General features: G+C 62.9%; 20 protein-coding genes. 10 read left to right on the forward strand and 10 right to left on the reverse strand.

What is annotated here, in order from left to right; all coding sequences use genetic code 11:
• Positions 1–91: 91 nt before the first annotated feature.
• The 5 genes from BLO97_RS29700 to BLO97_RS29720 all read right to left on the reverse strand — a co-directional run bounded on the left by BLO97_RS29700 (position 92) and on the right by BLO97_RS29720 (position 6,174).
• Positions 92–553, reverse strand: a complete 462-nt coding sequence (locus tag BLO97_RS29700) for a GNAT family N-acetyltransferase (protein WP_063324211.1) — start codon at positions 551–553, stop codon at positions 92–94.
• A 105-nt stretch (positions 554–658) separates the two neighbouring features.
• Positions 659–1,483, reverse strand: a complete 825-nt coding sequence (gene eutC, locus BLO97_RS29705; protein ID WP_092349685.1) for an ethanolamine ammonia-lyase subunit EutC — start codon at positions 1,481–1,483, stop codon at positions 659–661.
• Positions 1,484–1,494: 11 nt separating this feature from the next.
• The gene (locus BLO97_RS29710) at positions 1,495–2,889 is read right to left on the reverse strand and encodes an ethanolamine ammonia-lyase subunit EutB (RefSeq protein ID WP_092349688.1); all 1,395 of its coding nucleotides are present in this window, start codon (positions 2,887–2,889) and stop codon (positions 1,495–1,497) included.
• Between the two features lie 134 nt (positions 2,890–3,023).
• A complete protein-coding gene (gene eat, locus BLO97_RS29715; protein WP_063324214.1) occupies positions 3,024–4,394 on the reverse strand; it encodes an ethanolamine permease in 1,371 nt (456 codons plus the stop codon).
• A 259-nt stretch (positions 4,395–4,653) separates the two neighbouring features.
• Complete coding sequence (locus tag BLO97_RS29720) at positions 4,654–6,174, reverse strand: acetaldehyde dehydrogenase ExaC (RefSeq protein WP_072345441.1); 1,521 nt, start codon at positions 6,172–6,174, stop codon at positions 4,654–4,656.
• Positions 6,175–6,743: 569 nt separating this feature from the next.
• Here BLO97_RS29720 and BLO97_RS29725 point away from each other — a divergent pair.
• From BLO97_RS29725 to BLO97_RS29740, 4 genes are all read left to right on the forward strand, one after another.
• On the forward strand, positions 6,744–8,651 hold the full coding sequence (locus BLO97_RS29725) for a sigma-54-dependent Fis family transcriptional regulator (RefSeq protein WP_092349691.1): 1,908 nt from the start codon (positions 6,744–6,746) through the stop codon (positions 8,649–8,651).
• A 320-nt stretch (positions 8,652–8,971) separates the two neighbouring features.
• Entirely contained in the window at positions 8,972–10,321 is a 1,350-nt protein-coding gene (mpl, locus tag BLO97_RS29730) for a UDP-N-acetylmuramate:L-alanyl-gamma-D-glutamyl-meso-diaminopimelate ligase (protein ID WP_063324217.1), read from the forward strand.
• Entirely contained in the window at positions 10,318–10,965 is a 648-nt protein-coding gene (gene ubiX / locus BLO97_RS29735) for a flavin prenyltransferase UbiX (RefSeq protein WP_063324218.1), read from the forward strand. Before mpl ends, ubiX begins: the two co-directional genes overlap by 4 nt.
• Entirely contained in the window at positions 10,958–11,242 is a 285-nt protein-coding gene (locus BLO97_RS29740; RefSeq protein WP_092349694.1) for a YceK/YidQ family lipoprotein, read from the forward strand. Before ubiX ends, BLO97_RS29740 begins: the two co-directional genes overlap by 8 nt.
• Positions 11,243–11,444: 202 nt before the next feature.
• Here BLO97_RS29740 and BLO97_RS29745 read toward each other — a convergent pair whose 3' ends face one another.
• From BLO97_RS29745 to BLO97_RS29755, 3 genes are all read right to left on the reverse strand, one after another.
• Complete coding sequence (locus BLO97_RS29745; protein ID WP_003205912.1) at positions 11,445–12,086, reverse strand: oxidoreductase; 642 nt, start codon at positions 12,084–12,086, stop codon at positions 11,445–11,447.
• 27 nt (positions 12,087–12,113) lie between these two features.
• A complete protein-coding gene (locus tag BLO97_RS29750; protein WP_092349697.1) occupies positions 12,114–13,832 on the reverse strand; it encodes a C13 family peptidase in 1,719 nt (572 codons plus the stop codon).
• A gap of 102 nt (positions 13,833–13,934) precedes the next feature.
• Positions 13,935–14,390, reverse strand: a complete 456-nt coding sequence (locus BLO97_RS29755; protein ID WP_053125683.1) for a MaoC family dehydratase — start codon at positions 14,388–14,390, stop codon at positions 13,935–13,937.
• Between the two features lie 330 nt (positions 14,391–14,720).
• On the opposite strand from BLO97_RS29755, the gene BLO97_RS29760 reads away from it, so the two are divergent.
• From BLO97_RS29760 to BLO97_RS29770, 3 genes are read left to right on the forward strand one after another with little or no spacing between them, the layout of a single operon-like run.
• Positions 14,721–15,086 (forward strand): CidA/LrgA family protein, encoded by a 366-nt coding sequence (locus BLO97_RS29760; protein ID WP_063324221.1) that lies wholly within the window; start codon positions 14,721–14,723, stop codon positions 15,084–15,086.
• Complete coding sequence (locus BLO97_RS29765) at positions 15,083–15,799, forward strand: LrgB family protein (RefSeq protein WP_063324222.1); 717 nt, start codon at positions 15,083–15,085, stop codon at positions 15,797–15,799. The genes BLO97_RS29760 and BLO97_RS29765 overlap by 4 nt, the downstream gene beginning before the upstream one ends.
• 10 nt (positions 15,800–15,809) lie before the next feature.
• Positions 15,810–16,400 carry an LON peptidase substrate-binding domain-containing protein gene (locus BLO97_RS29770; RefSeq protein ID WP_014340384.1) on the forward strand — a complete coding sequence of 197 codons (591 nt, stop codon included), beginning with the start codon at positions 15,810–15,812 and terminating at the stop codon, positions 16,398–16,400.
• Positions 16,401–16,465: 65 nt separating this feature from the next.
• Here the strand turns inward: BLO97_RS29770 and BLO97_RS29775 are convergent, their stop codons facing one another.
• Both BLO97_RS29775 and BLO97_RS29780 read right to left on the reverse strand, forming a co-directional pair.
• A complete protein-coding gene (locus BLO97_RS29775) occupies positions 16,466–17,782 on the reverse strand; it encodes a bifunctional DedA family/phosphatase PAP2 family protein (RefSeq protein WP_092150492.1) in 1,317 nt (438 codons plus the stop codon).
• Between the two features lie 133 nt (positions 17,783–17,915).
• Positions 17,916–18,593, reverse strand: coding sequence for a DNA-3-methyladenine glycosylase (locus tag BLO97_RS29780; RefSeq protein WP_092349700.1), 678 nt, complete (start codon positions 18,591–18,593; stop codon positions 17,916–17,918).
• Between the two features lie 196 nt (positions 18,594–18,789).
• On the opposite strand from BLO97_RS29780, the gene BLO97_RS29785 reads away from it, so the two are divergent.
• From BLO97_RS29785 to rsfS, 3 genes are all read left to right on the forward strand, one after another.
• Positions 18,790–20,061, forward strand: a complete 1,272-nt coding sequence (locus tag BLO97_RS29785; protein WP_092349703.1) for a glutamate-5-semialdehyde dehydrogenase — start codon at positions 18,790–18,792, stop codon at positions 20,059–20,061.
• Positions 20,062–20,089: 28 nt separating this feature from the next.
• Positions 20,090–20,764, forward strand: a complete 675-nt coding sequence (gene nadD / locus BLO97_RS29790) for a nicotinate-nucleotide adenylyltransferase (RefSeq protein WP_092150587.1) — start codon at positions 20,090–20,092, stop codon at positions 20,762–20,764.
• Between the two features lie 71 nt (positions 20,765–20,835).
• Positions 20,836–21,330, forward strand: a complete 495-nt coding sequence (rsfS, locus tag BLO97_RS29795) for a ribosome silencing factor (RefSeq protein ID WP_003205895.1) — start codon at positions 20,836–20,838, stop codon at positions 21,328–21,330.
• Positions 21,331–21,338: the final 8 nt, after the last annotated feature.

The following is a 21,338-nucleotide window of genomic DNA, read 5'->3' on the forward strand; positions in this document are numbered from 1 at the left end:
CAGGTTTTGGGGCTGCTGCGCAGCCCAGCGGGAGCAAGCTCCCTCGCCACAGAGGGTTTGGTGTTGTGACAGGGGGACTCAGCCACAGGGGTCAGATGCTTTCGCTGATCGGCAGCACGTAGTTCTTGAACTCGGTGTCTTCCTTGAAGCCGATCGATTCGTAGGTTTTCTGCGCCACTTCGTTGTTGCTGCTGGTGGAGACGCGCATGCGCACGGCGTTGGTTTCCTTGGCCATTTTTTTCGCGGTGCGGATCAGGTTGTCGGCCACCAGTTGGCGGCGGGCGTCTTCGGCGACGTAGATGTCGTTGAGGATCCACACGCGCTTGAGCGACAGCGACGAGAAGCTTGGGTAGAGCTGGCAAAAGCCCAGCAGCTTGTTGTCGTCGTCATCCGGCAAGGCCAGGTAGATCACCGATTCCTTGCGGCGCAGGCGCTTTTCAAGGAAGGCTCGCGACGAATCCGGGTAGGGCAGTGAGCCGTAGAATTCCCGGTACTTGACGAACAATGGGGTCAGCAGGTCCAGGTGTTCCAGGGTCGCTTGGATAATCCGCATGGTAGGTCTCGTCTGCAAAGGTCGACAGATACTCTGACTACAACGGCGTTCTGCCGTGCTTCGATGCTGCCTGAAAGCGGATCAAAAACGCAACGGATAAACGGATCAGCTTTGGGGCGGCATGAGTAGGAAGTTACCTTTCATATCGGCAGTATTTTCCGAGTCTAGAGTTTGTACCTGGGCTTCGTCCTTCAGATTGACCCCCGAGAGTTGGCGGCGACAGGCCTCGCGCATCAGGTAAATCAGGCGGTGGGCGGCCATGCCGTAGCTCAGGCCTTCGAGGCGGACATTGGAGATGCAGTTGCGATAGGCATCGGTCAGGCCGACCTTGGGGGCGTAGGTGAAATACAGCCCCAGGCTGTCGGGCGAGCTGAGGCCGGGGCGTTCGCCGATCAGGATCACCGACATTTTTGCGCCGAGCCGCTGTGCCACTTCATCGGCCACCGCCACCCGGCCTTGTTCCACCAGGATCACAGGCGACACCGACCAGCCGTCAGCGGCAGTCTGTTCTTCCAGCCGCGCCAGGAACGGCAGGGTATGCCGATGCACCGCCAGCGCCGACAGGCCATCAGCTACGACGATGGCCAGGTCCACGCCGCCGGGATGGGCCGTTGCGTAATCCTCCAGGATTTGTGCGGAAGCCTCGTCGAGCCGTCGGCCCAGGTCCGGGCGTTGCAAATAGCTATGTCGGTCAGCCGCCGCACTGTGGAGTAACAGGCTTTCGCGGCCGCGCTCAGTCAGTTGCGCACGAATGCCTTGATGATCGAACGCCAGGTGCACCGCATCGCGGGCCTGGGCGTGGGCGTATTGGAAGTCCAGTTGCGCCTGGGTCGGCAGGCTGGTGCCGGTGCGGCCCAGGGCGATGCGCGCCGGCGTGAGGTTGCGTAGATTCAGCCAAGGGTTTTGTGGATCGACAGGGGTTTTGTCCATGGGCAGCTCACTTATCCCAGATGCGCCAAGGCGTGACGGAACGCCGGTGGCAGGTTGTCGCCGAACCGCACCCGGCCATCGGCCTGGGTGAAGATGCCCATGTTTGCCAGCCAAGTTTCGAATTCCGGCGCAGGCTTCAGGCCCAGGGTCTGGCGGGCGTAGAGGGCGTCGTGGAACGAGGTGGTCTGGTAGTTGAGCATGATGTCGTCGGAGCCGGGGATGCCCATGATGAAGTTGATCCCGGCCACGCCCAGCAGGGTCAGCAGGGTGTCCATGTCGTCCTGGTCGGCTTCGGCGTGGTTGGTGTAGCAGATGTCGCAACCCATCGGCACGCCCAGCAGCTTGCCGCAGAAGTGGTCTTCGAGGCCGGCGCGGATGATCTGTTTGCCGTTGTACAGGTACTCGGGGCCGATGAATCCTACAACCGTGTTCACCAAAAACGGCTTGAAATGCCGTGCCACGGCGTAGGCTCGCGTCTCGCAGGTCTGTTGATCGACGCCGTGGTGGGCGTTGGCCGACAGCGCGCTGCCCTGGCCGGTTTCGAAATACATCAGGTTGTTGCCGAGGGTGCCGCGATTCAGGCTGAGCCCGGCGTCGTAGCCTTCTTTCAACACGTTGAGGTTGATGCCGAAACTGGCGTTGGCCGCTTCGGTGCCGGCGATGGACTGGAACACCAGGTCCAGGGGCACGCCACGGTTGGCCGCTTCAATGGAGGTGGTGACGTGGGTCAGCACGCAGCCTTGGGTGGGGATGTCGTAGCGCTGGATGATGGCGTCGAGCATTTCCAGCATGGCGCAGATCGAGGCGGTGCTGTCGGTGGCCGGGTTGATGCCGATCATGGCGTCGCCGTTACCGAAGAGCAGGCCGTCGAGGATGCTCGCGGCGATCCCGGCCGGTTCATCGGTGGGGTGGTTGGGTTGCAGGCGCGTGGACAAGCGCCCGCGCAGGCCGAGGGTGCCGCGGAATTTGGTCACCACGCGGATTTTCTGCGCCACCAGTACCAGATCCTGCACGCGCATGATCTTCGACACGGCGGCGACCATTTCCGGCGTCAGGCCCGGGGCCAGTGCCCGCAGGCTGTCTTCATCGGCGGCATCGCTGAGCAGCCAATCGCGAAAGCCGCCTACCGTGAGGTGGCTGACGGTGGCGAAGGCTTGTTTATCGTGAGTGTCGACGATCAGCCGGGTGACTTCGTCGACCTCGTAAGGAATCAGCATTTCTTGCAGGAAATGGCTGAGGGGCAGGTCGGCCAGGGCCATTTGCGCGGCCACCCGCTCGCCATCGTTGAGCGCGGCGACCTCGGCCAGGAAATCCCCGGAACGCGCCGGGCTGGCCTTGGCCATCAGGTCCTTGAGGCTGTCGAAGCGATAGGTCTGGGCGCCGACGGAATGGGCGAATGCGGCCATGGGCGGTGTCCTCCTGATTCTCTAAAAAACTTTAATACACACCCCATAACCCTGTGGGCGCTTGCTCCCACAGGGGAGTGGTGTGCACTTTTAAATGGCAAGCACCGGCCCCCCGGCCCGGTGCCGGTGCAACGTCAGATACCTGTGAGCATAGCGTCCGCCGGTGCATCGGAGCGTTGCTTGGCAGTCAGTTGGAAATACAGGTAGCCGACAACCATGAACGCCAGGAACACCAGGCCGATCAGCATGTTGAACCACGCCATCGCCACCAGGCACACCACCGCCAGGAACAGCGCAATGCCCGGCACGATCGGGTAGCCCGGGGCGCGGAAGGTGCGTTCCAGGTTCGGTTCGGTCTTACGCAGCCTGAACAGGCTGAGCATGCTGATGATGTACATCACGATGGCGCCGAACACCGACATGGTGATCATCGCCGCCGTCAGCGTCATGCCTTGCAGGTTGACCAGGCCATCGCTGTAGATCGCCGCGATGCCGATCACGCCGCCGGCCAGGATCGCCCGGTGCGGGGTCTGGAAACGCGACAGTTTCGCCAGGCCACGGGGCAGGTAGCCGGCCCGGGCCAGGGCGAAGAACTGCCGCGAATAGCCGAGGATGATCCCGTGGAAACTCGCCACCAGGCCGAACAGGCCGATCCACACCAGCATGTGCATCCACGTTGAATCGTTGCCGACCACGGCCTTCATGGCCTGGGGCAGCGGGTCGTTGATGTTCGACAGGGTGCGCCAGTCACCCACGCCGCCGGCCATGATCATCACGCCGATGGCCAGGAACACCAGGGTCAGGATGCCGCTGACGTAAGCGCGGGGGATCGTGCGTTTCGGGTCCTTGGCTTCTTCGGCGGCCATGGCCGCGCCTTCGATGGCGAGGAAGAACCAGATGGCGAAGGGGATCGCCGCGAAAATGCCCGGGATCGAGGCAAGGCTGAACTCATTGGAGCCGGCCCAGCCGTTGAGCACGAAATTACTGAAGCTGAAGCCCGGCGCGACCACGCCCATGAACACCAGCAATTCGGCGACCGCCAGCACGGTGACCACCAGCTCGAAGGCGGCGGCGATGCTGACGCCGAGGATGTTCAGGGTCATGAAGATGATGTACGCGCCGACCGCCGCCAGCTTGGGGTCCAGTTCCGGGAATTGCACATTGAGGTAGGCGCCAATCGCCATGGCGATGGCCGGGGGCGCAAAGACGAACTCGATCAGGGTGGCGATCCCGGCGATCAATCCGCCTTTCTCGCCGAAGGCTCGTCGGCTGTAGGCAAAAGGCCCGCCGGCGTGAGGAATAGCGGTAGTCAGTTCGGTGAAACTGAAGATGAAGCAGGTGTACATCAACGCCACCATGAGGGCGGTGACGAGAAACCCTAGGGTTCCGGCGGTGCCCCAGCCGTAGCTCCAGCCGAAGTACTCGCCGGAAATCACCAGGCCGACGGCGATGCCCCATAAATGCAGGGTGCCGAGTGTGGGTTTGAGTTGAGTGGTAGAAGTCATAAGTCCTCTCTGTCTTTTTTATTGTTTGATCTGTTGGACTTTCGGGTTTGCTGTGGAGCGGGCACGCAAGGCTCATGCCAGAGCGGTGGGGCGGTAATTTGATGTTGTCAGTGAGGGCGCCATCGCGAGCAAGCTCGCTCCCACAGTGGATCTGTTGCCAACCCTGGAAACGAGTTATCCACAGATCCCTGTGGGAGCGAGCTTGCTCGCGATAGCTATCTAAGGGGCAAAGCAGGAGAGCCTGCCTTGCCCCAAGGGCTTAGAAGAACCCCAACGGATTGATGTCGTAGCTCACCAGCAGGTTTTTGGTTTGCTGATAGTGATCGAGCATCATCTTGTGGGTTTCACGACCCACGCCGGACTTCTTGTAGCCACCGAACGCGGCGTGCGCCGGGTACAGGTGGTAGCAGTTGGTCCACACGCGCCCGGCCTTGATCGCCCGGCCCATGCGGTAGGCGCGGTTGATGTCGCGGGTCCACAGGCCGGCGCCGAGGCCGAACTCGGTGTCGTTGGCGATCGCCAGGGCTTCGGCTTCGTCCTTGAAGGTGGTGATGCTCACCACTGGGCCGAAGATTTCTTCCTGGAACACGCGCATCTTGTTGGTGCCCTTGAGCAGGGTCGGCTGGATGTAATACCCAGTCGCCAGATTGCCCTCGAGTTTTTCCACCTTGCCGCCGGTCAGCAATTCGGCGCCTTCGCCCTTGGCAATTTCCAGGTACGAAAGAATCTTGTCGAATTGCTGCTCGGACGCCTGGGCGCCGACCATGGTGTCGGTGTCCAGCGGGTCGCCGCGTTTGATCTGCAGGACTTTCTTCATCACCACTTGCATGAATTCGTCGTAGATCGATTCCTGCACCAGGGCGCGGGATGGGCAGGTGCAGACTTCGCCTTGGTTGAAGAATGCCAGCACCAGGCCTTCGGCGGCCTTTTCGATGAAGCTCGGCTCAGCCTGCATGATGTCTTCGAAGAAGATGTTCGGCGACTTGCCGCCCAGTTCCACGGTGGACGGGATGATGTTCTCGGCGGCGCATTTCATGATGTGCGAGCCCACCGGGGTGGAACCGGTGAAGGCAATCTTGGCGATGCGCTTGCTGGTGGCGAGGGCTTCGCCGGCTTCTTTGCCGAAGCCTTGCACCACGTTCAGCACGCCGGGCGGCAGCAGGTCGCCGATCAGTTCCATGAGCACGCAGATGCCCAGTGGGGTTTGTTCGGCAGGCTTGAGCACCACGCAGTTACCGGCGGCCAGGGCCGGGGCGAGTTTCCAGGCGGCCATCAGCAGCGGGAAGTTCCACGGGATGATTTGCCCGACCACGCCCAGGGGTTCATGGATGTGATAGGCCACGGTGTTGCCGTCGATCTCGGCGGCCGCGCCTTCCTGCGCCCGCAGGCAACCCGCGAAGTAGCGGAAGTGGTCGGCGGCCAGGGGGATGTCGGCGTTGAGGGTTTCGCGCACGGCCTTGCCGTTGTCCCAGGATTCGGTGATCGCCAGCACTTCGAGGTTCTGCTCGATGCGGTCGGCGATTTTCAGCAGGACCAGCGAACGCGCCTGGGCCGACGTGGCACCCCAGGCATCAGCGGCAGCGTGGGCGGCGTCCAGGGCTTTTTCGATGTCTTCGGCCGTGGAGCGCGGGAATTCGGCAATGGGCTGGCCATTGACCGGGGAAGTATTGGTGAAGTACTGACCTTTGACAGGCGCGACGAACTCGCCGCCGATGTAGTTACCGTATTTGCTCTTGAACGAAACTATAGCGCCTTCAGTACCGGGGTGAGCGTAACGCATGATGAGTTCTCCTTGGCTTTTGTGCTTATACGGGAGGGCCGCGCAAAATTGAGCGCCGGTAATTAAGCCTAGAGCAAAGGTTGGGCCATTGCCTTGCAGGGCCCGTAAATCAAGACTTTAGGAGGAGTTGGTCGGACAAACGGATGGGGTGTGTGACGCTTGCGATACAGCAGGTGTGACAGTTTGTGCCAGATGCGAGACAGTCTGTGACTGACAGGTCGCGCCAGCATTGCATTGCCGGTTGGGCTGGAGGATGCTGGGCTTCGATCCTGGAATCCCGGCAACTGTATTTTTGTGGCAGGACAGCTTTTGTGGCGAGGGAGCTTGCTCCCGCTGGGCTGCGCAGCAGACCCAAGCTTTTTTGTCGCTTCAACACCGATTGCGCCTTTCGTGGCGAGGGAGCTTGCTCCCGCTGGAGCGCGAAGCGGTCCCAAGGCAGCCAACTCGGTCAGCCTGATACACCGCAAACTCAGGTTTTGGGGCTGCTGCGCAGCCCAGCGGGAGCAAGCTCCCTCGCCACGGGGTATGTGTTGGCAGGTCCAAAGGTCCTTCGGGGAGAATAATAAGAAATGCACAGCAACCACTTGAGTCGCCATGCCCAGCAAGTCCTCACGGTCACCCAGGGCAAGGCCCATTTGCAGGGCCCTGGCAGCGATCCGTCGATTGCCCGTTCCTGGCTGCGCTGCCTCGAGGATTATCACCTCGACCCGGCCCAGAACCTGGCGCCGACGGTGCTCGAACATGGCCGGGTGCTGGAAAGCCGCGAGCGCTTGCAGCAAGTGCTGCACATCGCCGGCAATGAAATGACCAGCCTGCATCAGCAACTCTCCGGCGCCGGCCACGCGGTGTTGCTGACCGACGCCCGGGGCGTGATCCTCAATTGCGTCACCGCCCCCAGCGAACGGAAGATTTTCGAACGGGCCGGCCTCTGGCTCGGCGCCGACTGGAGCGAAGCCTGCGAAGGCACCAACGGCATCGGCACCTGTTTGGTGGAGCGCCAGGCCCTGACCATCCACCAGGAAGAACATTTTCGTGGCCGCCACACCGGCCTGACCTGCTCGGCCAGCCCGGTCTTCGACCCCCAGGGCGAACTGCTGGCGGTGCTCGACGTGTCTTCGGCACGGCCGGACGTGTCGCGCCAGAGCCAGTTCCACACCATGGCCCTGGTCAATCTCTCGGCGAAGATGATCGAGAGCTGCTATTTCCTGCGTTGCTTCGACAATCAATGGCTGCTGCGCTTCCACCTGCAGGCCGAGTCTGTGGGGCTGTTCAGCGAAGGGCTGCTGGCGTTCGACGGCGAAGGCCGGATCAGCGCCGTCAACCAGAGCGCCCTCAACCTGTTGGGGCATATTCGCGGCAGCTTGCTGGGCCAGCGGGTGGAGGACTTTTTCGACTGTTCGTTGGACGAATTACTCGGCCGCGCGAGTGTAAATGCCAGTGCGAGTTGGCCGTTGCGCACCCGTGACGGCCGGCATTTGTTCGCGGTACTGCGTGGGCAGCCGCGCAGTGTGCCGGTGGCGGTTGCGCCAGCGCTCAAGATTATGGAGCCCGCCCGCCTGCCGGGCATCTGCCTGGGGGATGCGGCGTTACAGGAACATTTTCGCAAGGCGCTGCGGGTGTTCGAGCGCGATGTGCCGCTGCTGATCCACGGCGAAACCGGCTCCGGCAAGGAAGCGTTCGCCAAGGCTGTGCACCACGCCAGCCAGCGCGCCGGCAAGCACTTCGTCGCCCTCAACTGCGCGGCCATCCCGGAAAGCCTGATCGAGAGCGAGCTGTTCGGTTATCGCGGCGGCAGCTTCACCGGCGCGCGCAAGGAAGGCATGCGCGGCAAGCTGCAACAGGCCGACGGCGGCACGCTGTTCCTCGATGAAATCGGCGACATGCCCCTGGCCTTGCAGACCCGTTTGCTGCGGGTGCTGGAAGATCGCCAGGTGGTGCCCATCGGCGGTGAGCCCGAGGCGGTGAACGTGCGCATCATCAGCGCCACTCACCGGCAGCTGCTGGATCGGGTGCAGGACGGCAGTTTCCGCGAGGATCTGTACTACCGCCTCAACGGCCTGGAAATCCCGCTGCCGGCGTTGCGCGAGCGCAGTGACAAGTCGCAGTTGCTGGATTTTCTGTTGGCTGAAGAGAGTGGGGCCGAGACGGTGTCCATCGACGAACCGGCGCGCCAGGCGTTGCTGGCGTTCGACTGGCCGGGCAACGTGCGGCAGCTGCGTAATGTGCTGCGCACCCTGGCCGCGCTGTGCGACGGTGGGCGGATCGGCCTGGAAGACTTGCCGGCGATGATCCGCCAGCGCCCGGCCACGGTGGTGGTCGAAGCGGTGGCCGAGCGGCCGCTTGACGATGCCGAGCGGTTGGCCTTGATCGAAGCACTGGAGCGCCAGCGCTGGCACATGACCCACACCGCCGAACAACTGGGCATCAGCCGTAACACCCTCTACCGGAAGCTGCGCAAACACGCCATCGCCCGATAAAGTACAGACTGCTGACCGCTGTTGTGGCGAGGGAGCTTGCTCCCGCTGGGGCGCGCAGCGGCCCTGTTTTTGGGGGGGACTGCTGCGCAGTCAGCGGGAGCAAGCTCCCTCGCCACAAAAGCCGGGTTGTACATTCAACTGTGGGAGTGAGCTTGCTCGCGATGACGGCGGCACATTCAACATCGCCGCAAGCTGACCCACCGCTATCGCGAGCAAGCTCCCACAGGTGATTTGCGGTGCTTCAGCGGCGTGAAGTCGAAACACAAGGTGCGATTTCCCCCTCCCTACGCTAACCTGCGGCCATGTTTATGAGGTCGACTATGCACATCCATATTCTCGGTATTTGCGGCACTTTCATGGGTTCGATGGCGGTCCTGGCCAAGGAGCTGGGCCATCACGTCACCGGGTCCGACGCCAATGTTTATCCGCCGATGAGCACGCAGCTGGAAGCCCAGGGCATCGAGCTGACCCAAGGCTACGATCCGGCGCAGCTGGATCCGGCGCCAGACCTGGTGGTCATCGGCAACGCCATGTCCCGGGGTAACCCAGCGGTGGAGTACGTGCTCAACAAAGGCCTGCCGTACGTGTCCGGGCCGCAGTGGCTGGCCGATCATGTGTTGCAGGGCCGTTGGGTCCTGGCCGTGGCCGGTACCCACGGCAAGACCACCACCAGCAGCATGCTCGCCTGGGTGCTGGAACACGCGGGCATGAGCCCGGGCTTCCTGATCGGCGGCGTGCCGCAGAATTTCTCAGTGTCGGCGCGCCTGGGCGGCACGCCGTTCTTCGTGATCGAGGCCGATGAGTACGACAGCGCGTTTTTCGATAAACGCTCGAAATTCGTCCACTACCGTCCACGCACGGCGATCCTCAATAACCTTGAGTACGATCATGCGGACATCTTCCCCGATCTGCCGGCCATCGAGCGACAGTTCCACCATTTGGTGCGCACCATCCCCAGCGAAGGCCTGGTCATCCACCCGACCACCGAGCCGGCGTTGCAGCGGGTGATCGAGATGGGCTGCTGGACCCCGGTGCAAACCACCGGTGCGGGCGGGCAATGGCAGGTGAAGTTGCTCAAGGACGACGGTTCGCAGTTCGAAGTGATGTTCGAAGGCGTGTCCCAGGGCGTGGTCGAGTGGGACATGACCGGCCAGCACAACGTCGCCAACGCCCTGGCCACCCTGGCGGCGGCCCGCCATGTCGGCGTGGTGCCGTCCATGGGCATTGCTGCGTTGAGCGCGTTCAAGAGCGTGAAGCGGCGGATGGAGAAAGTCGCCGAGGTCAACGGCATCACTATTTATGACGACTTCGCCCACCACCCAACGGCCATCGCCACCACCCTCGACGGTTTGCGCAAGCGCATCGGCGATGCACCACTGATTGCGATCATCGAGCCGCGTTCCAACTCCATGAAGCTCGGCGCACACCGTGATGGCTTGCCGGAAAGCGTGGTCGATGCCGACCAGGTGATCTGGTACGCACCGGCCAACCTCGGCTGGGACCTCGGCGCCACCGCCGCGCTGTGTACGGTGCCGTCGATTGTCAGTGATTCCCTGGAAGGCATCATCGAGCGCGTGAAGAGCCAGGCCCAGCCCGGCACCCACGTGGTGATCATGAGCAATGGCGGCTTCGGCGGCCTGCACGGCAAACTGGCCGAGGCCCTGAAATGAACACTCACTTGGAGGGCAGTGGCCCGGAACGCATCACCCTGGCGATGACCGGTGCTTCCGGTGTCCAGTACGGCTTGCGCCTGCTCGATTGCCTGGTGCGGGAAGACCGCGAGGTGCACTTCCTCATCTCCAAGGCCGCGCAACTGGTGATGGCCACCGAGACCGACGTGACCCTGCCGTCCAAGACCCAGATGATGCAGGCTTTCCTCACCGAATACACCGGTGCGGCGGCGGGGCAGATTCGCGTGTATGGCAAGGAAGACTGGATGTCGCCGGTGGCCTCGGGCTCCGGGGCGCCGGCGGCCATGGTGGTGGTGCCGTGTTCCACCGGGACGCTGTCGGCGATTGCCACCGGCGCCTGCAACAACCTGATCGAACGGGCCGCGGACGTCACGCTCAAGGAGCGCCGCCAGTTGATCCTGGTGCCGCGGGAAGCGCCGTATTCGAGCATTCACCTGGAGCACATGCTCAAGTTGTCGAACATGGGCGTGACCATCCTGCCGGCGTCGCCGGGTTTTTATCACCAACCGCAGACCATCGATGACCTGATCGATTTTGTGGTGGCGCGGATTCTCAATCTGCTGAACATCCCCCAGGACATGTTGCCGCGCTGGGGCGAGCATCATTTGAGCAGCGATGAATAAGCTGCTGATCATGCTGCTGGCGCTGCAGCTGACCGGCTGCGCCACCGCCCGCACCCTCGACGCCGCCAAGCCTGGGGCGCCGGTGGTGTATGCGGGCACGCGCTTGGATCTGTACGCCCTCAACGGCGGCTGCTGCGCCAAGGACCGCTTTGGCGGCGAGGCGCCGAGTTACCCTGGCGTCGATCTGCCGGGCAGTGCGTTGCTCGATACCTTGTTGTTGCCGTTGTCGTTGTTCACGGCGATAGGCGTGGGGTTCCGGGCGACTGGCGGGTTGTAGCGCACGCGTGCTCTGTGATGAGCCGATTTACCCGTGGCGAGGGAGCTTGCTCCCGCTCGACTGCGCAGCAGTCGCCTTAGGATTTGAGTCAAACCCAGAAGCTTGGGGCCGCTTCGCAGCCCAGCGGGAGCAAGCTCCATCGCCACAATAAGCGCTTGGCTTTGGATCGGTGGGACGCCCTTTGCGGGCAGGCACCACATGCCTATTTCCCCAACTTACGCAACTCATCCGACTCCACCACCCGCACCCCGTCCTGCTCTTCCAGCGCCAGACGCCACATGGCCCGGGCCAGTTGGCAGGCTTCGATGCCGTGATACTTGCCTGGAATCAGCTTCGACAAGGGTCCGGCCAGTTGCTCGGCCAGGCGCGGTTCAACCCGGTCGCCCAGCAGCAGGGAAGGCCGGCAAATGGTCAGTTGCGGCCAGCCCTGGGCCTTGAGTGCTGCCTCCATTTCGCCTTTGACCCGGTTGTAGAAGATCGATGACTTGGCGTCGGCCCCCAGTGCGCTGATCACCACCAAGTGCCGTGCGCCCAACTCCCGGGCGCGCTTGGCAAACGCCACGACCAGGTCCAGGTCTATTGCGCGGAAGGCGGCTTCAGAGCCGGCTTTCTTGATGGTTGTGCCGAGGCAGCAGAAGGCGATGTCGACCTGGCCACTGAGTTGTGGCAGCACCTGGGCCGGCTCCCCAACCGGGTTTTCCAAGTGTGGATGTTCAGCCAGTGGCCGGCGTGAAGGTGCCAATACGCGAGTGATGGTCGGTTCGTTGAGCAGCCGGTCCAACAGGTGTTCCCCGGTCAGCCCGGTAGCACCGGCGAGCAAAACATGCTGAGGCGTCAAGTACATAGTGTTTCCCCCTTGATACGGTTCAGCTTAGTTGCTCTTTGTGGCCTCGTCGTTCAATGCAGCACTTTGCAATGCTTTACGTGCCTGCTGTTTGCGCAGCAGTTGCCAGTGGGAAAGGACCGTCCTCGGCGCCCACATCTGCGGTTCGGACGCTTCGAAGTTGTCGGCCTGTTCGCGTTCGGCAACGGTGGCCTTGGCGCGCTTGAAGGCCTGCTCCAGGTCGTCGGTCTGGTTCAATGCCTGCGCGAACAGCGCATCGCCAAAATAGGTGAAGTTGGCTTCCTCGGAGCAGCCGAAGGACACTCGGTCGGCCCGGGAGGCGGTCATGATCAATGTGCGTTCATCCTTGAGTGCCGGGATGAAGCCGCCGGAATAACAGGCCGAGATCACCACGATCTTGTCGCGGTTCTTCAGTGGCGCCAGCACCACGGCCAGTTCATCGGCGGGCAGGTCGGCCAGTTCCATGCGCGGCTGGTCGAGCACCAGTTCATGTTCGCTGGTGCCGTGGCTGGTCAGGTAGAGGAAGATAAGGTCTTCCGGACCACTGCGTTCGGCCAGCGTGGCAGCGGCGCGGCGCAGGCTTTCGCGGCTGGCCATGGGCCGGTCGCCGAGGTGATCGCGGTGGTTGACCAGGCGGATCTGCCCGAACGCGCCGAAACGGCTGGCGAGCATGTTGGCGACATAGTCGGACTCGCGCAGGAACACGCTTTGCTTGCCGTCGCCGCCCAGGGTCAGGCTGTACAGCTCCACCGCCGGGGTCGAGGCCGGGATGTTGGCGAGGGCATCGTCCAGCAGGCGGCCTTGGGCCAGCAAGCCGAGTTCGAGCACATCCGGCAGCAGCCTGCCATCCGCGTCGCGCACCCGTTGGCCGTTGGCCCAGGTGCCGCTTTGCACGGTGCCGTCGGTCAGCACCAGGGTGCCGCGCCCGTGGTAGCTGTCGCTTTCGAACTGGCCGACGTAAAAACTGCCGTCGGGCAGGTTCAGGCGGCCCTCGCCGGTAAAGCGCCAATCATTGAATTGTCCGAGATAGTGGCTGCCGTCGGCGCCGATCAGTTCGCCCTTGCCGGTCAGCGCGCCATCCTTGAATTGGCCGATCCAGACATCGCCGTCGGCATTTTCGTAGCGCCCGCGACCGTTGAGCTGGTTGTTCTTGAAGCCGCCGATGTAGACATCGCCATCGGCACTGTTGAAGGTGCCCTTGCCCTGCAGTTGCCCGTCGACAAAATGCCCGGTGAACTGGTTGCCGCTGGCGTCGAAGCGCTGGCCTTCACCGTTGGGTTTACCGTTGGCGAAGGGGCCTTGGTACTGGCTGCCGTCGTCGAGTTCCAGGCGTCCGAGGCCGGAATAGCGGTCGGCCTTGAACTCGCCCCGGTAGGTCATGCCGTTTTCCTTGAGCATCCCTTCACCGTCCCGTCGCCCGAGCTTGAAGCCGCCGGTGTAGCTGCTGGTCGGTGTGGTCAGGCTGCCCTGGCCATGGAACAGGCCCTGCTGGAACTGGCCGCGATAGACCTCGCCATTGCTGCCATGCCATTCCCCGGTGCCGTGCCACTGGCCTTTGTCGAACTGCCCGGCGTACCAGCTGCCATTGGGGTAATCGATGCGTCCCTGGCCTTGTAGCAGCCCGTCCACCAGGTCGCCGCGATAGCGTCCGCCGTCGGGCAGGCGCGCGTCGGGAGGCAGCGGCGATTCGCCGTTGCCGCAGGCGGTGAGCAGCAGGGATAGGGTCAGGGGAACGAATAAGCGCATAACGGGATCCAGATCGTCAGGCGACGAGTATGCCGCAGCTATGCGCGTTGAACATAGAGAAGCGATGCGAAACTGCACGAGCGGTTTCGCGATCGCGCAGGTTTACACGAAGCAGAGCGACAGCGGCTCGGCGATGTAGGCCGGTTTTTCCGAACCTTCGATCTCCAGCGTGGCGGTGGCCTTGAGCAGCCATTGGCCGGGTTTTTTCTCGGTGGCGTCCACCAGGTCGACCTTGAGCCGGACCTTGGAATCGACCTTCACCGGTTGGATGAAACGCACGCTGTCCAGCCCGTAGTTGACGACCATTTTCACGCCCTCGGGCAGGATCAGGATGTCTTCCATCAGCTTGGGCATCAGCGACAGCGACAGGAAACCGTGGGCAATGGTGCTGCCGAACGGGGTCTGCGCGGCCTTGACCGGATCGACGTGGATGAACTGAAAGTCGCCAGTGGCTTCGGCGAACAGGTTGATGCGGTCCTGGTCGATGGTGAGCCATTCGGAACGTCCAAGTTCCTTGCCGACATAATCTTTGAGCGCTGCAACGGGGACGTAGGGCATTGAGACTCTCCTTGGGTTCATCTGTTTTACTTTTTTTTTCTGGAGCGGGGATCGGCATCCCCGGAGAACCACTGTAGATCAACATGGCGCGCAAGTAAGGTCACCGAACATGCTTTTTACGAATGCCGACCCATAGCGTGGGCATGCTTATAATGCCGGCGCGTGTGCGTTTGATTCCGTGGCGAGGGAGCTTGCTCCCGTTGGGCTGCGCAGCGGCCCCATTTTTTTATGAGCGCTGCGCACTCAAGCGGGAGCAAGCTCCCTCGCCACACCGTCACGCCGTGAACCGAATTGGCGCGTTCATTGGATCTGTTGCAGGGGAGAGAGCGGATGTTGCTACGGGGCCTGACCTGGCTGGTGCTGTTTCAATTGCTGGGCACTGCGATCAATCATTTGTTCCTACCCGTGTTGCCGGGGCCGATCATTGGCCTGCTGTTGCTGCTGGGCTATCTGGTCATGCGCGGCGAAGTCAGCGAACCGCTGAACCTGGCCGCCGGCAGCCTGCTGCGTTATCTGCCATTGCTGCTGGTGCCGCCTGCGGTGGGGGTGATGGTCTATGCCCGGGCCATTGCCGCCGATTTCTGGGCCATCGTCGGCGCGTTGACGTTGTCCCTGGTGCTGTCCGTGGCGTTGACGGGGGTGCTGATGCAGCGCTTGGCCCGGCGTCACATCGCCGCCCCGGAGGACAGCCAATGATGCTCGACTGGCAAGGTGCCTGGACCTCGGTGATCCACCATCCGCTGTTTGGCATCGGCATTACCCTGGGCGCCTATCAACTGGTGCTGGCGGCGTTCGAAAAGACTCGCTGGGTGTTCCTGCAACCGGTGCTGATGTCGATGGTGCTGTTGATCATCGTGCTGGTCGGCTGCGGCATCGACTATGCCGAATACCGCAAGAGCACCGAGATCCTCAGCATCCTGCTGGGGCCGGCCACGGTCGCACTGGCGGTGCCGTTGTATTTGAACTTGCGACGGATCCGGCAGTTGTTCTGGCCGATTTTTACTACGCTGGTGATAGCCGGGGTGTTTGCCACGGGCTCTGCTGTGGTGTTGGGCTGGGCTTTCGGTGCCGAGCACATGATTCTGATGACCATGGCGCCCAAGTCCGTGACCTCGCCGATCGCCATGCTGGTGGCCGAGCAGATCGGCGGTGTGGCGGCGATGGCGGCGGTGTTTGTGTTGATCACCGGTGTGCTCGGGGCGATCCTCGGTCCGGGCATTCTGACGAAGCTGGGTGTCCACAGCCCTGAGGCCCGGGGCATGGCCCTGGGGCTGGCGGCCCACGCGGTGGGTACGTCGGTGGCATTGCAGGAAAGCGAGGAGACAGGCGCCTTCGCGGCGCTGGCGATGAGTCTGATGGGCGTGGCCACGGCGGTGTTGCTGCCGTTGGTGGTGTCGATGACGGTTTAAGGAACTGGTTATGAGCTTGCCGCTTTTCCCGTTGAACACCGTGCTGTTCCCCGGTTGCATCCTCGATTTGCAGATTTTCGAGGCGCGTTACCTCGACATGATCGGGCGCTGCATGAAAAAGGGCGAAGGCTTCGGCGTGGTGTGCATCCTCGATGGCGAGGAAGTCGGCATCGCGCCTGAAGGCTACGCGCGGGTCGGTTGTGAGGCGCGTATCACTGATTTCTCCCAGCAGGACAATGGTCTGCTGGGCATTCGCGTGCAGGGCGGGCGGCGTTTTATCGTCCATGGCAGCAGCGTCCAGGCGGATCAACTGACGGTCGCTGAAGTCGAGTGGCTGGAAGAGGAACCGGAGCAACCGCTGCAAGAGGAAGACGCCGACCTGGTGGCGCTGCTCAAGGCCCTGGCCGAGCACCCGATGGTCGAGGCGCTGAACATGGGCACCGAAGCGACCGGTCAGCAGTCGCTGGCCAATCAACTGGCTTACCTGCTGCCGTTCAACGAATTGGACAAGATCGACCTGCTGCAACTCGACGACCCGCAACAGCGCCTGGATGCGATCCAGGCCTTGCTCGATGAACTGCAGGGCGAACTCTTTGCCTGACTCAACTCTATTTCACTGAGTAACACTGATCCCACATGGATCTCCAGTGTTCATTGGCGCGCCGCTCAATAGGCATACCGCAACATCGCATGCGGCAAGTGCCGCAGCGCGAAGAAGCTGAACACCGCCACCAGCGCGGGTAGGATCAGCCACCAGACTTTCGGCGACATGGCCGGTAGCGGGGTCTGGCGCTGGCTCAACCACAGGGCGGCCGCACAGATGCTGGCGGCGAGCATCGCCCCGGCGACGATGTCGCTCGGCCAGTGCGCCCCCAGGTAAACCCGCGACAGGGCGATGGCCAGCGCCGGCAGGCAGCCCAGCAGCAGCCAGGTCAGGCGCAGGCGTGGCGGTTGGCCGCGGCCGGCCAGGACGGCGAGGGTCAGGAACAGCGCGAATGCCCCGGAGGAGTGGCCGCTGGGCATGCTGTAGCTGGTCAGCGGGTCGGTGAGGATTTCCGGGCGCACACGGGCAAAGAAGTGTTTGCTCCCAGTATTGGCCAGGGAGGTGAGCAGCATCGTGCCCCCGGCAAAGATCGCCTGCCGCCATTGCCGTGCCAACAGCAATAACCCGGTCAACAGGCTGCAGACAATCAGCATGTAGCGGAATTCGCCGATCAGCGTGAAGGTCACGGCGATTTCATCCAGCGTCGCGCTGCGATGCTCCTGGACGAGGGCCATCAAGCCTTGGTCGAACGCCGTCAGGTAACGAAAACCGATGAACAGGCCGATCAGGATCACCAGGCCAAGGCCGGCGATCAGCGCCGTGGCATGGCGATGACGACGCAGGCTGCTGTTGACGCTCAGCCCGATCATTGCCGCGATGCTGCCGATGACCACGCCGGCCTGTGGCCAGAAGCCTTCAGGCAGCGGCAGGCGAAACGCCGCCCCGGTGGCCCAGCCCGGCAGCAGGTACGCCACGGTCCAGCCCGCCGCGGCCAACACGCTGACAGCGGCGAAGCGTGGGAACGGCATGTCGCACATTCCGGCCACCATCGGCAACATGGGCCGTAGCGGGCCGATAAAACGCCCCACCAGCAGGCTGGCGATGCCGTAGCGCTGGAAATAGTTTTCCGCGGCGCTCATCCATTCCGGGTGATGCCGCAGCCCGGGCAGGCGGCGGATGTTCTGGTGGAAATGCCGACCGAGGAAGTACGACACCAGGTCCCCGAGCAGCCCGCCAAGCAGGCCCAGCAGCAACGTCTCGCCCAAGGACAACGCCCCGCTGCCGGCCAGCACGGCGATGGCAAACAACAGCACGGTACCCGGCACGATCAGGCCGGCGATGGCCAGGCACTCCACGCAGGCGACGATGAACACCGCCACCGCCAGCCATTGCGGGTTGACGGTCAACCAGCCGGTGATGCTATCGAGCCATGGGCCCATAAATACAACTCCATTGAGTATTGATTGGCATGCACCGAATCCCCTGTGGGATTGTGTTGCGAACACAAAAGCTATGGCCGCTGAAGATCAACTGTGGGAGCGAGCTTGCTCGCTCCCACAGGGGGCGGTGTTTTCATCCAAGCAAGAAATAATCGCGACCTTCGACCTGCCCCCGTCGCAGCGGGTTCCGGGTGCACCACGGTGCGTAGGCGGCGTCGACGAAGCGGTAGGGTAAATGCTCGTCCCGTCCCAGGGGAATACCCAGGCGGGTGGTCTGGATCACGTTGACCGTCGGCACACCCACATCTTCCACCAGCAAGCGCTCGGGGTCGAAGCGTTTGGCGTCCCAGTCCGGCACTTTCAGCCCCAACGCTTTGCACAGCAAGGTCTGGCCGGCACAGAGCTTTTGCGGCGTACGCGGTCGACCTTGGGCGTCGGGGTTGTTGAGCAGCATCTGCGCCAGGCTCGCCGGCCCGGAAAGGGCATCGACCCACGGGTAGGCCGATTTGATCAACACCGCATTGCCCGGGCCCTGGGCGCTGAAGTTCAGCGAATCGCCGCCCCGGGCGTAGTACATATAGATGTGGCCGCCATCCAGAAACAAAGCCTTGCGCTTTTCCGTGTAGCCCAGCGAGGCGTGGCTGCCTTTTTCGGCGAAGTAATACGCCTCGGTCTCGATGATCCGCGCGCCGAGCCACAGGTCACCGACCTTGTGACGGATGACTTTGCCCAGCAGGTCCTTGGCAAGCACCTGGGCGTCTCGATCGAAAAAGGCGTGGGGCAGGGCGTTGGGCGATGGCAAATCGGTCATGGCGATAAACAGAGGGAGGCCAAAGGAAGCGCGATGATAGCAATGGAAAGCTTAATCACCGCTGAACAGTCGCTTCAACCAGCTGTTTACGCCTGTTTTGCTGCTCCGCCGGTCACCACTGTGAGTCCATGCTGTTAGTCGAGGGTTACGACAGCTATAATCTGCCGCTTTCCTCATCGCCAAAACCAAACAGACCATGACTGAGTCCGTTCTTGACTACATGACCCGCCTGGGTCGCGCCGCTCGCCAGGCGTCGCGCATCATCGGCCGGGCCAGCACCGCGCAGAAAAACCGCGCCCTGCAGGCCGCCGCCAATGCGCTGGACGCTGCGCGTGCCGAGTTGTCCGCTGCCAACGAACTGGACCTGGCCGCCGGCCGGGCCAATGGTCTGGAACCGGCCATGCTCGAACGCCTGGCCCTGACCCCGGCACGCATCGACGGCATGATCGTCGGTCTGCGCCAGGTCGCGGCCCTGCCGGACCCGGTCGGGGCGATCCGCGACATGAGCTACCGGCCATCAGGCATTCAGGTCGGCAAGATGCGCGTGCCCCTGGGTGTGGTCGGGATCATCTACGAGTCGCGGCCGAACGTGACCATCGACGCCGCCAGCCTGTGCCTGAAGTCGGGTAACGCGACCATCCTGCGTGGTGGCTCCGAGGCGATCCATTCCAACCGTGCCATTGCCGCCTGCATCCAGCGCGGCCTGGCCGAGGCCGATCTGCCGGCGGCCGTGGTGCAAGTGGTGGAAACCACTGACCGTGCCGCAGTCGGCGCATTGATCACCATGCCCGAGTTCGTCGATGTCATCGTGCCGCGTGGTGGCAAGGGCCTGATCGAGCGGGTCAGCCGTGACGCCCGCGTGCCGGTGATCAAGCACCTGGACGGCATCTGCCACGTCTACGTCAGCGCCCACGCCGAATTGCCGAAGGCCCAGCGCATCGCCTTCAACGCCAAGACCTACCGTTATGGCATCTGCGGCGCGATGGAAACCCTGTTGGTGGATCAGGCCGTGGCCAAGGACTTCCTGCCGTCGATGGCTGCCCAGTTCCGCAAAAAAGGCGTCGAGCTGCGCGGTTGCGAGCGCACCCGGGCGATCATCGAGGCCGTTGCGGCCACGCAAGAAGACTGGGACACCGAATACCTGGCGCCGATCCTGTCGATCCGTGTGGTCGACGGGCTGGACGAGGCCATCGAGCACATCAACCGCCACGGCTCGCACCACACCGACTCCATTGTCAGTGAACACCTGGGTGAAACCCGGCGCTTCGTCGCCGAAGTGGATTCGGCGTCGGTGATGATCAACACCCCGACCTGCTTCGCCGATGGCTTTGAATACGGATTGGGTGCCGAGATCGGCATTTCTACTGATAAGCTGCACGCCCGCGGCCCGGTGGGCCTCGAAGGCCTGACCTGCGAGAAGTACATCGTGGTCGGTGACGGCCAGTTGCGCGGACAGGAGCCAGTCTGACTTGGGCGATCTCGACCCACTGGCCTCTATGACTACGACCGCTGTGACGGCAACCACCGCGCCAAAGCGCATCGGCATCCTGGGCGGCACGTTCGACCCGGTGCACATCGGCCATTTGCGCGGTGCGCTGGAAGTCGCCGACGCCCTGGCCCTCGATGAGCTACGCCTGACGCCCAGCGCCCGGCCGCCGCACCGGGATACGCCGCAGGTGTCGGCGCAGGACCGCCTGGCGATGGTCGAGTGCGCGGTGGCCGGTGTGGCGCCGTTGGTGGTGGACGCCCGCGAATTGCAGCGGGACAAACCGTCCTACACCATTGATACCCTGGAGCTGATGCGCGCCGAACTGGCCGCTGATGCCCAGGTTTTTCTGCTTCTGGGCTGGGACGCATTTTGCGGCCTGCCCACTTGGCATCGCTGGGAAGAGTTGCTCCAGCATTGCCACATCCTGGTGCTGCAACGCCCGGATGCCGACAGCGAGCCGCCGGATGCCTTGCGCAACCTGCTGGCGGCCCGCTCGGTGAGCGACCCGCTGGCCCTGAAAGGGCCGAGCGGACAGATTGCATTCGTCTGGCAGACGCCGCTCGCGGTATCCGCCACCCAGATCCGTCAACTGCTGGCCAGCGGTAAGTCGGTACGTTTCCTGGTGCCCGACGCGGTCCTGGCCTACATCGATGCGCACGGGCTTTACCGTGCGTCGAACTGAAAAAGGTGTGCTTCAAGGCACGTGAATGCGTGTAGCGAAGCGCCCGAACATACGAGCAAAACGAGTTTTATATGACTGACAAAGACGTAAACAAAGTAAAGCGCAAAGGCACGTTCAAAAGCGCCCCGCTGCCGGTAGAGGCCCACACCGGCGTCGTACTGGCCGGTGAAGAACTGGTCAAGGTCGCCGTTGCGGCCCTGGAAGACGTCAAGGCCCAGGACATCCAGGTGATCGACGTTCGTGAAAAGCAGAGCATCACGGACTACATGATCATCGCCACCGGTACCTCCAACCGCCAGATCGGCGCGATGCTGGACAAGGTCCGCGAAGCGGTCAAGGCCCAGGGTGTCAAGCCGCTGGGTGAAGAAGGCAAGGGCGACAGCGACTGGGTACTGCTGGATATGGACGATGTCATCGTGCACATGATGACGGCCTCGGCGCGCCAGTTCTATGACCTGGAACGCCTGTGGGCCGGTGCCGAGCAGAGCCGTTCGGCCAGCGCCGCGCACCACAGCCCGGAAAACCCCCATGAGCACTTCACCAAGCTCAACAAAGACCAGCAATAAGGGACCGC

The organism is Pseudomonas sp. NFACC05-1 (assembly GCF_900100135.1).
Classification (GTDB): domain Bacteria; phylum Pseudomonadota; class Gammaproteobacteria; order Pseudomonadales; family Pseudomonadaceae; genus Aquipseudomonas; species Aquipseudomonas fluorescens_Q.

Excerpts from the sequence above, each read along its gene's own strand:
- BLO97_RS29775 (WP_092150492.1), bottom strand. The coding sequence starts at position 17,782 with ATGGGCCCATGGCTCGATAGCATCACCGGCTGGTTGACCGTCAACCCG.
- BLO97_RS29700 (WP_063324211.1), bottom strand. The coding sequence starts at position 553 with ATGCGGATTATCCAAGCGACCCTGGAACACCTGGACCTGCTGACCCCA.
- BLO97_RS29745 (WP_003205912.1), bottom strand. The coding sequence starts at position 12,086 with ATGTACTTGACGCCTCAGCATGTTTTGCTCGCCGGTGCTACCGGGCTG.
- mpl (WP_063324217.1), top strand. The coding sequence starts at position 8,972 with ATGCACATCCATATTCTCGGTATTTGCGGCACTTTCATGGGTTCGATG.
- BLO97_RS29710 (WP_092349688.1), bottom strand. The coding sequence starts at position 2,889 with ATGGCCGCATTCGCCCATTCCGTCGGCGCCCAGACCTATCGCTTCGAC.
- BLO97_RS29785 (WP_092349703.1), top strand. The coding sequence starts at position 18,790 with ATGACTGAGTCCGTTCTTGACTACATGACCCGCCTGGGTCGCGCCGCT.
- BLO97_RS29740 (WP_092349694.1), top strand. The coding sequence starts at position 10,958 with ATGAATAAGCTGCTGATCATGCTGCTGGCGCTGCAGCTGACCGGCTGC.
- nadD (WP_092150587.1), top strand. The coding sequence starts at position 20,090 with ATGACTACGACCGCTGTGACGGCAACCACCGCGCCAAAGCGCATCGGC.
- BLO97_RS29770 (WP_014340384.1), top strand. The coding sequence starts at position 15,810 with ATGAGCTTGCCGCTTTTCCCGTTGAACACCGTGCTGTTCCCCGGTTGC.
- BLO97_RS29755 (WP_053125683.1), bottom strand. The coding sequence starts at position 14,390 with ATGCCCTACGTCCCCGTTGCAGCGCTCAAAGATTATGTCGGCAAGGAA.
- eat (WP_063324214.1), bottom strand. The coding sequence starts at position 4,394 with ATGACTTCTACCACTCAACTCAAACCCACACTCGGCACCCTGCATTTA.
- BLO97_RS29750 (WP_092349697.1), bottom strand. The coding sequence starts at position 13,832 with ATGCGCTTATTCGTTCCCCTGACCCTATCCCTGCTGCTCACCGCCTGC.
- BLO97_RS29760 (WP_063324221.1), top strand. The coding sequence starts at position 14,721 with ATGTTGCTACGGGGCCTGACCTGGCTGGTGCTGTTTCAATTGCTGGGC.
- BLO97_RS29780 (WP_092349700.1), bottom strand. The coding sequence starts at position 18,593 with ATGACCGATTTGCCATCGCCCAACGCCCTGCCCCACGCCTTTTTCGAT.
- ubiX (WP_063324218.1), top strand. The coding sequence starts at position 10,318 with ATGAACACTCACTTGGAGGGCAGTGGCCCGGAACGCATCACCCTGGCG.
- rsfS (WP_003205895.1), top strand. The coding sequence starts at position 20,836 with ATGACTGACAAAGACGTAAACAAAGTAAAGCGCAAAGGCACGTTCAAA.
- BLO97_RS29720 (WP_072345441.1), bottom strand. The coding sequence starts at position 6,174 with ATGCGTTACGCTCACCCCGGTACTGAAGGCGCTATAGTTTCGTTCAAG.
- BLO97_RS29725 (WP_092349691.1), top strand. The coding sequence starts at position 6,744 with ATGCACAGCAACCACTTGAGTCGCCATGCCCAGCAAGTCCTCACGGTC.
- BLO97_RS29765 (WP_063324222.1), top strand. The coding sequence starts at position 15,083 with ATGATGCTCGACTGGCAAGGTGCCTGGACCTCGGTGATCCACCATCCG.
- eutC (WP_092349685.1), bottom strand. The coding sequence starts at position 1,483 with ATGGACAAAACCCCTGTCGATCCACAAAACCCTTGGCTGAATCTACGC.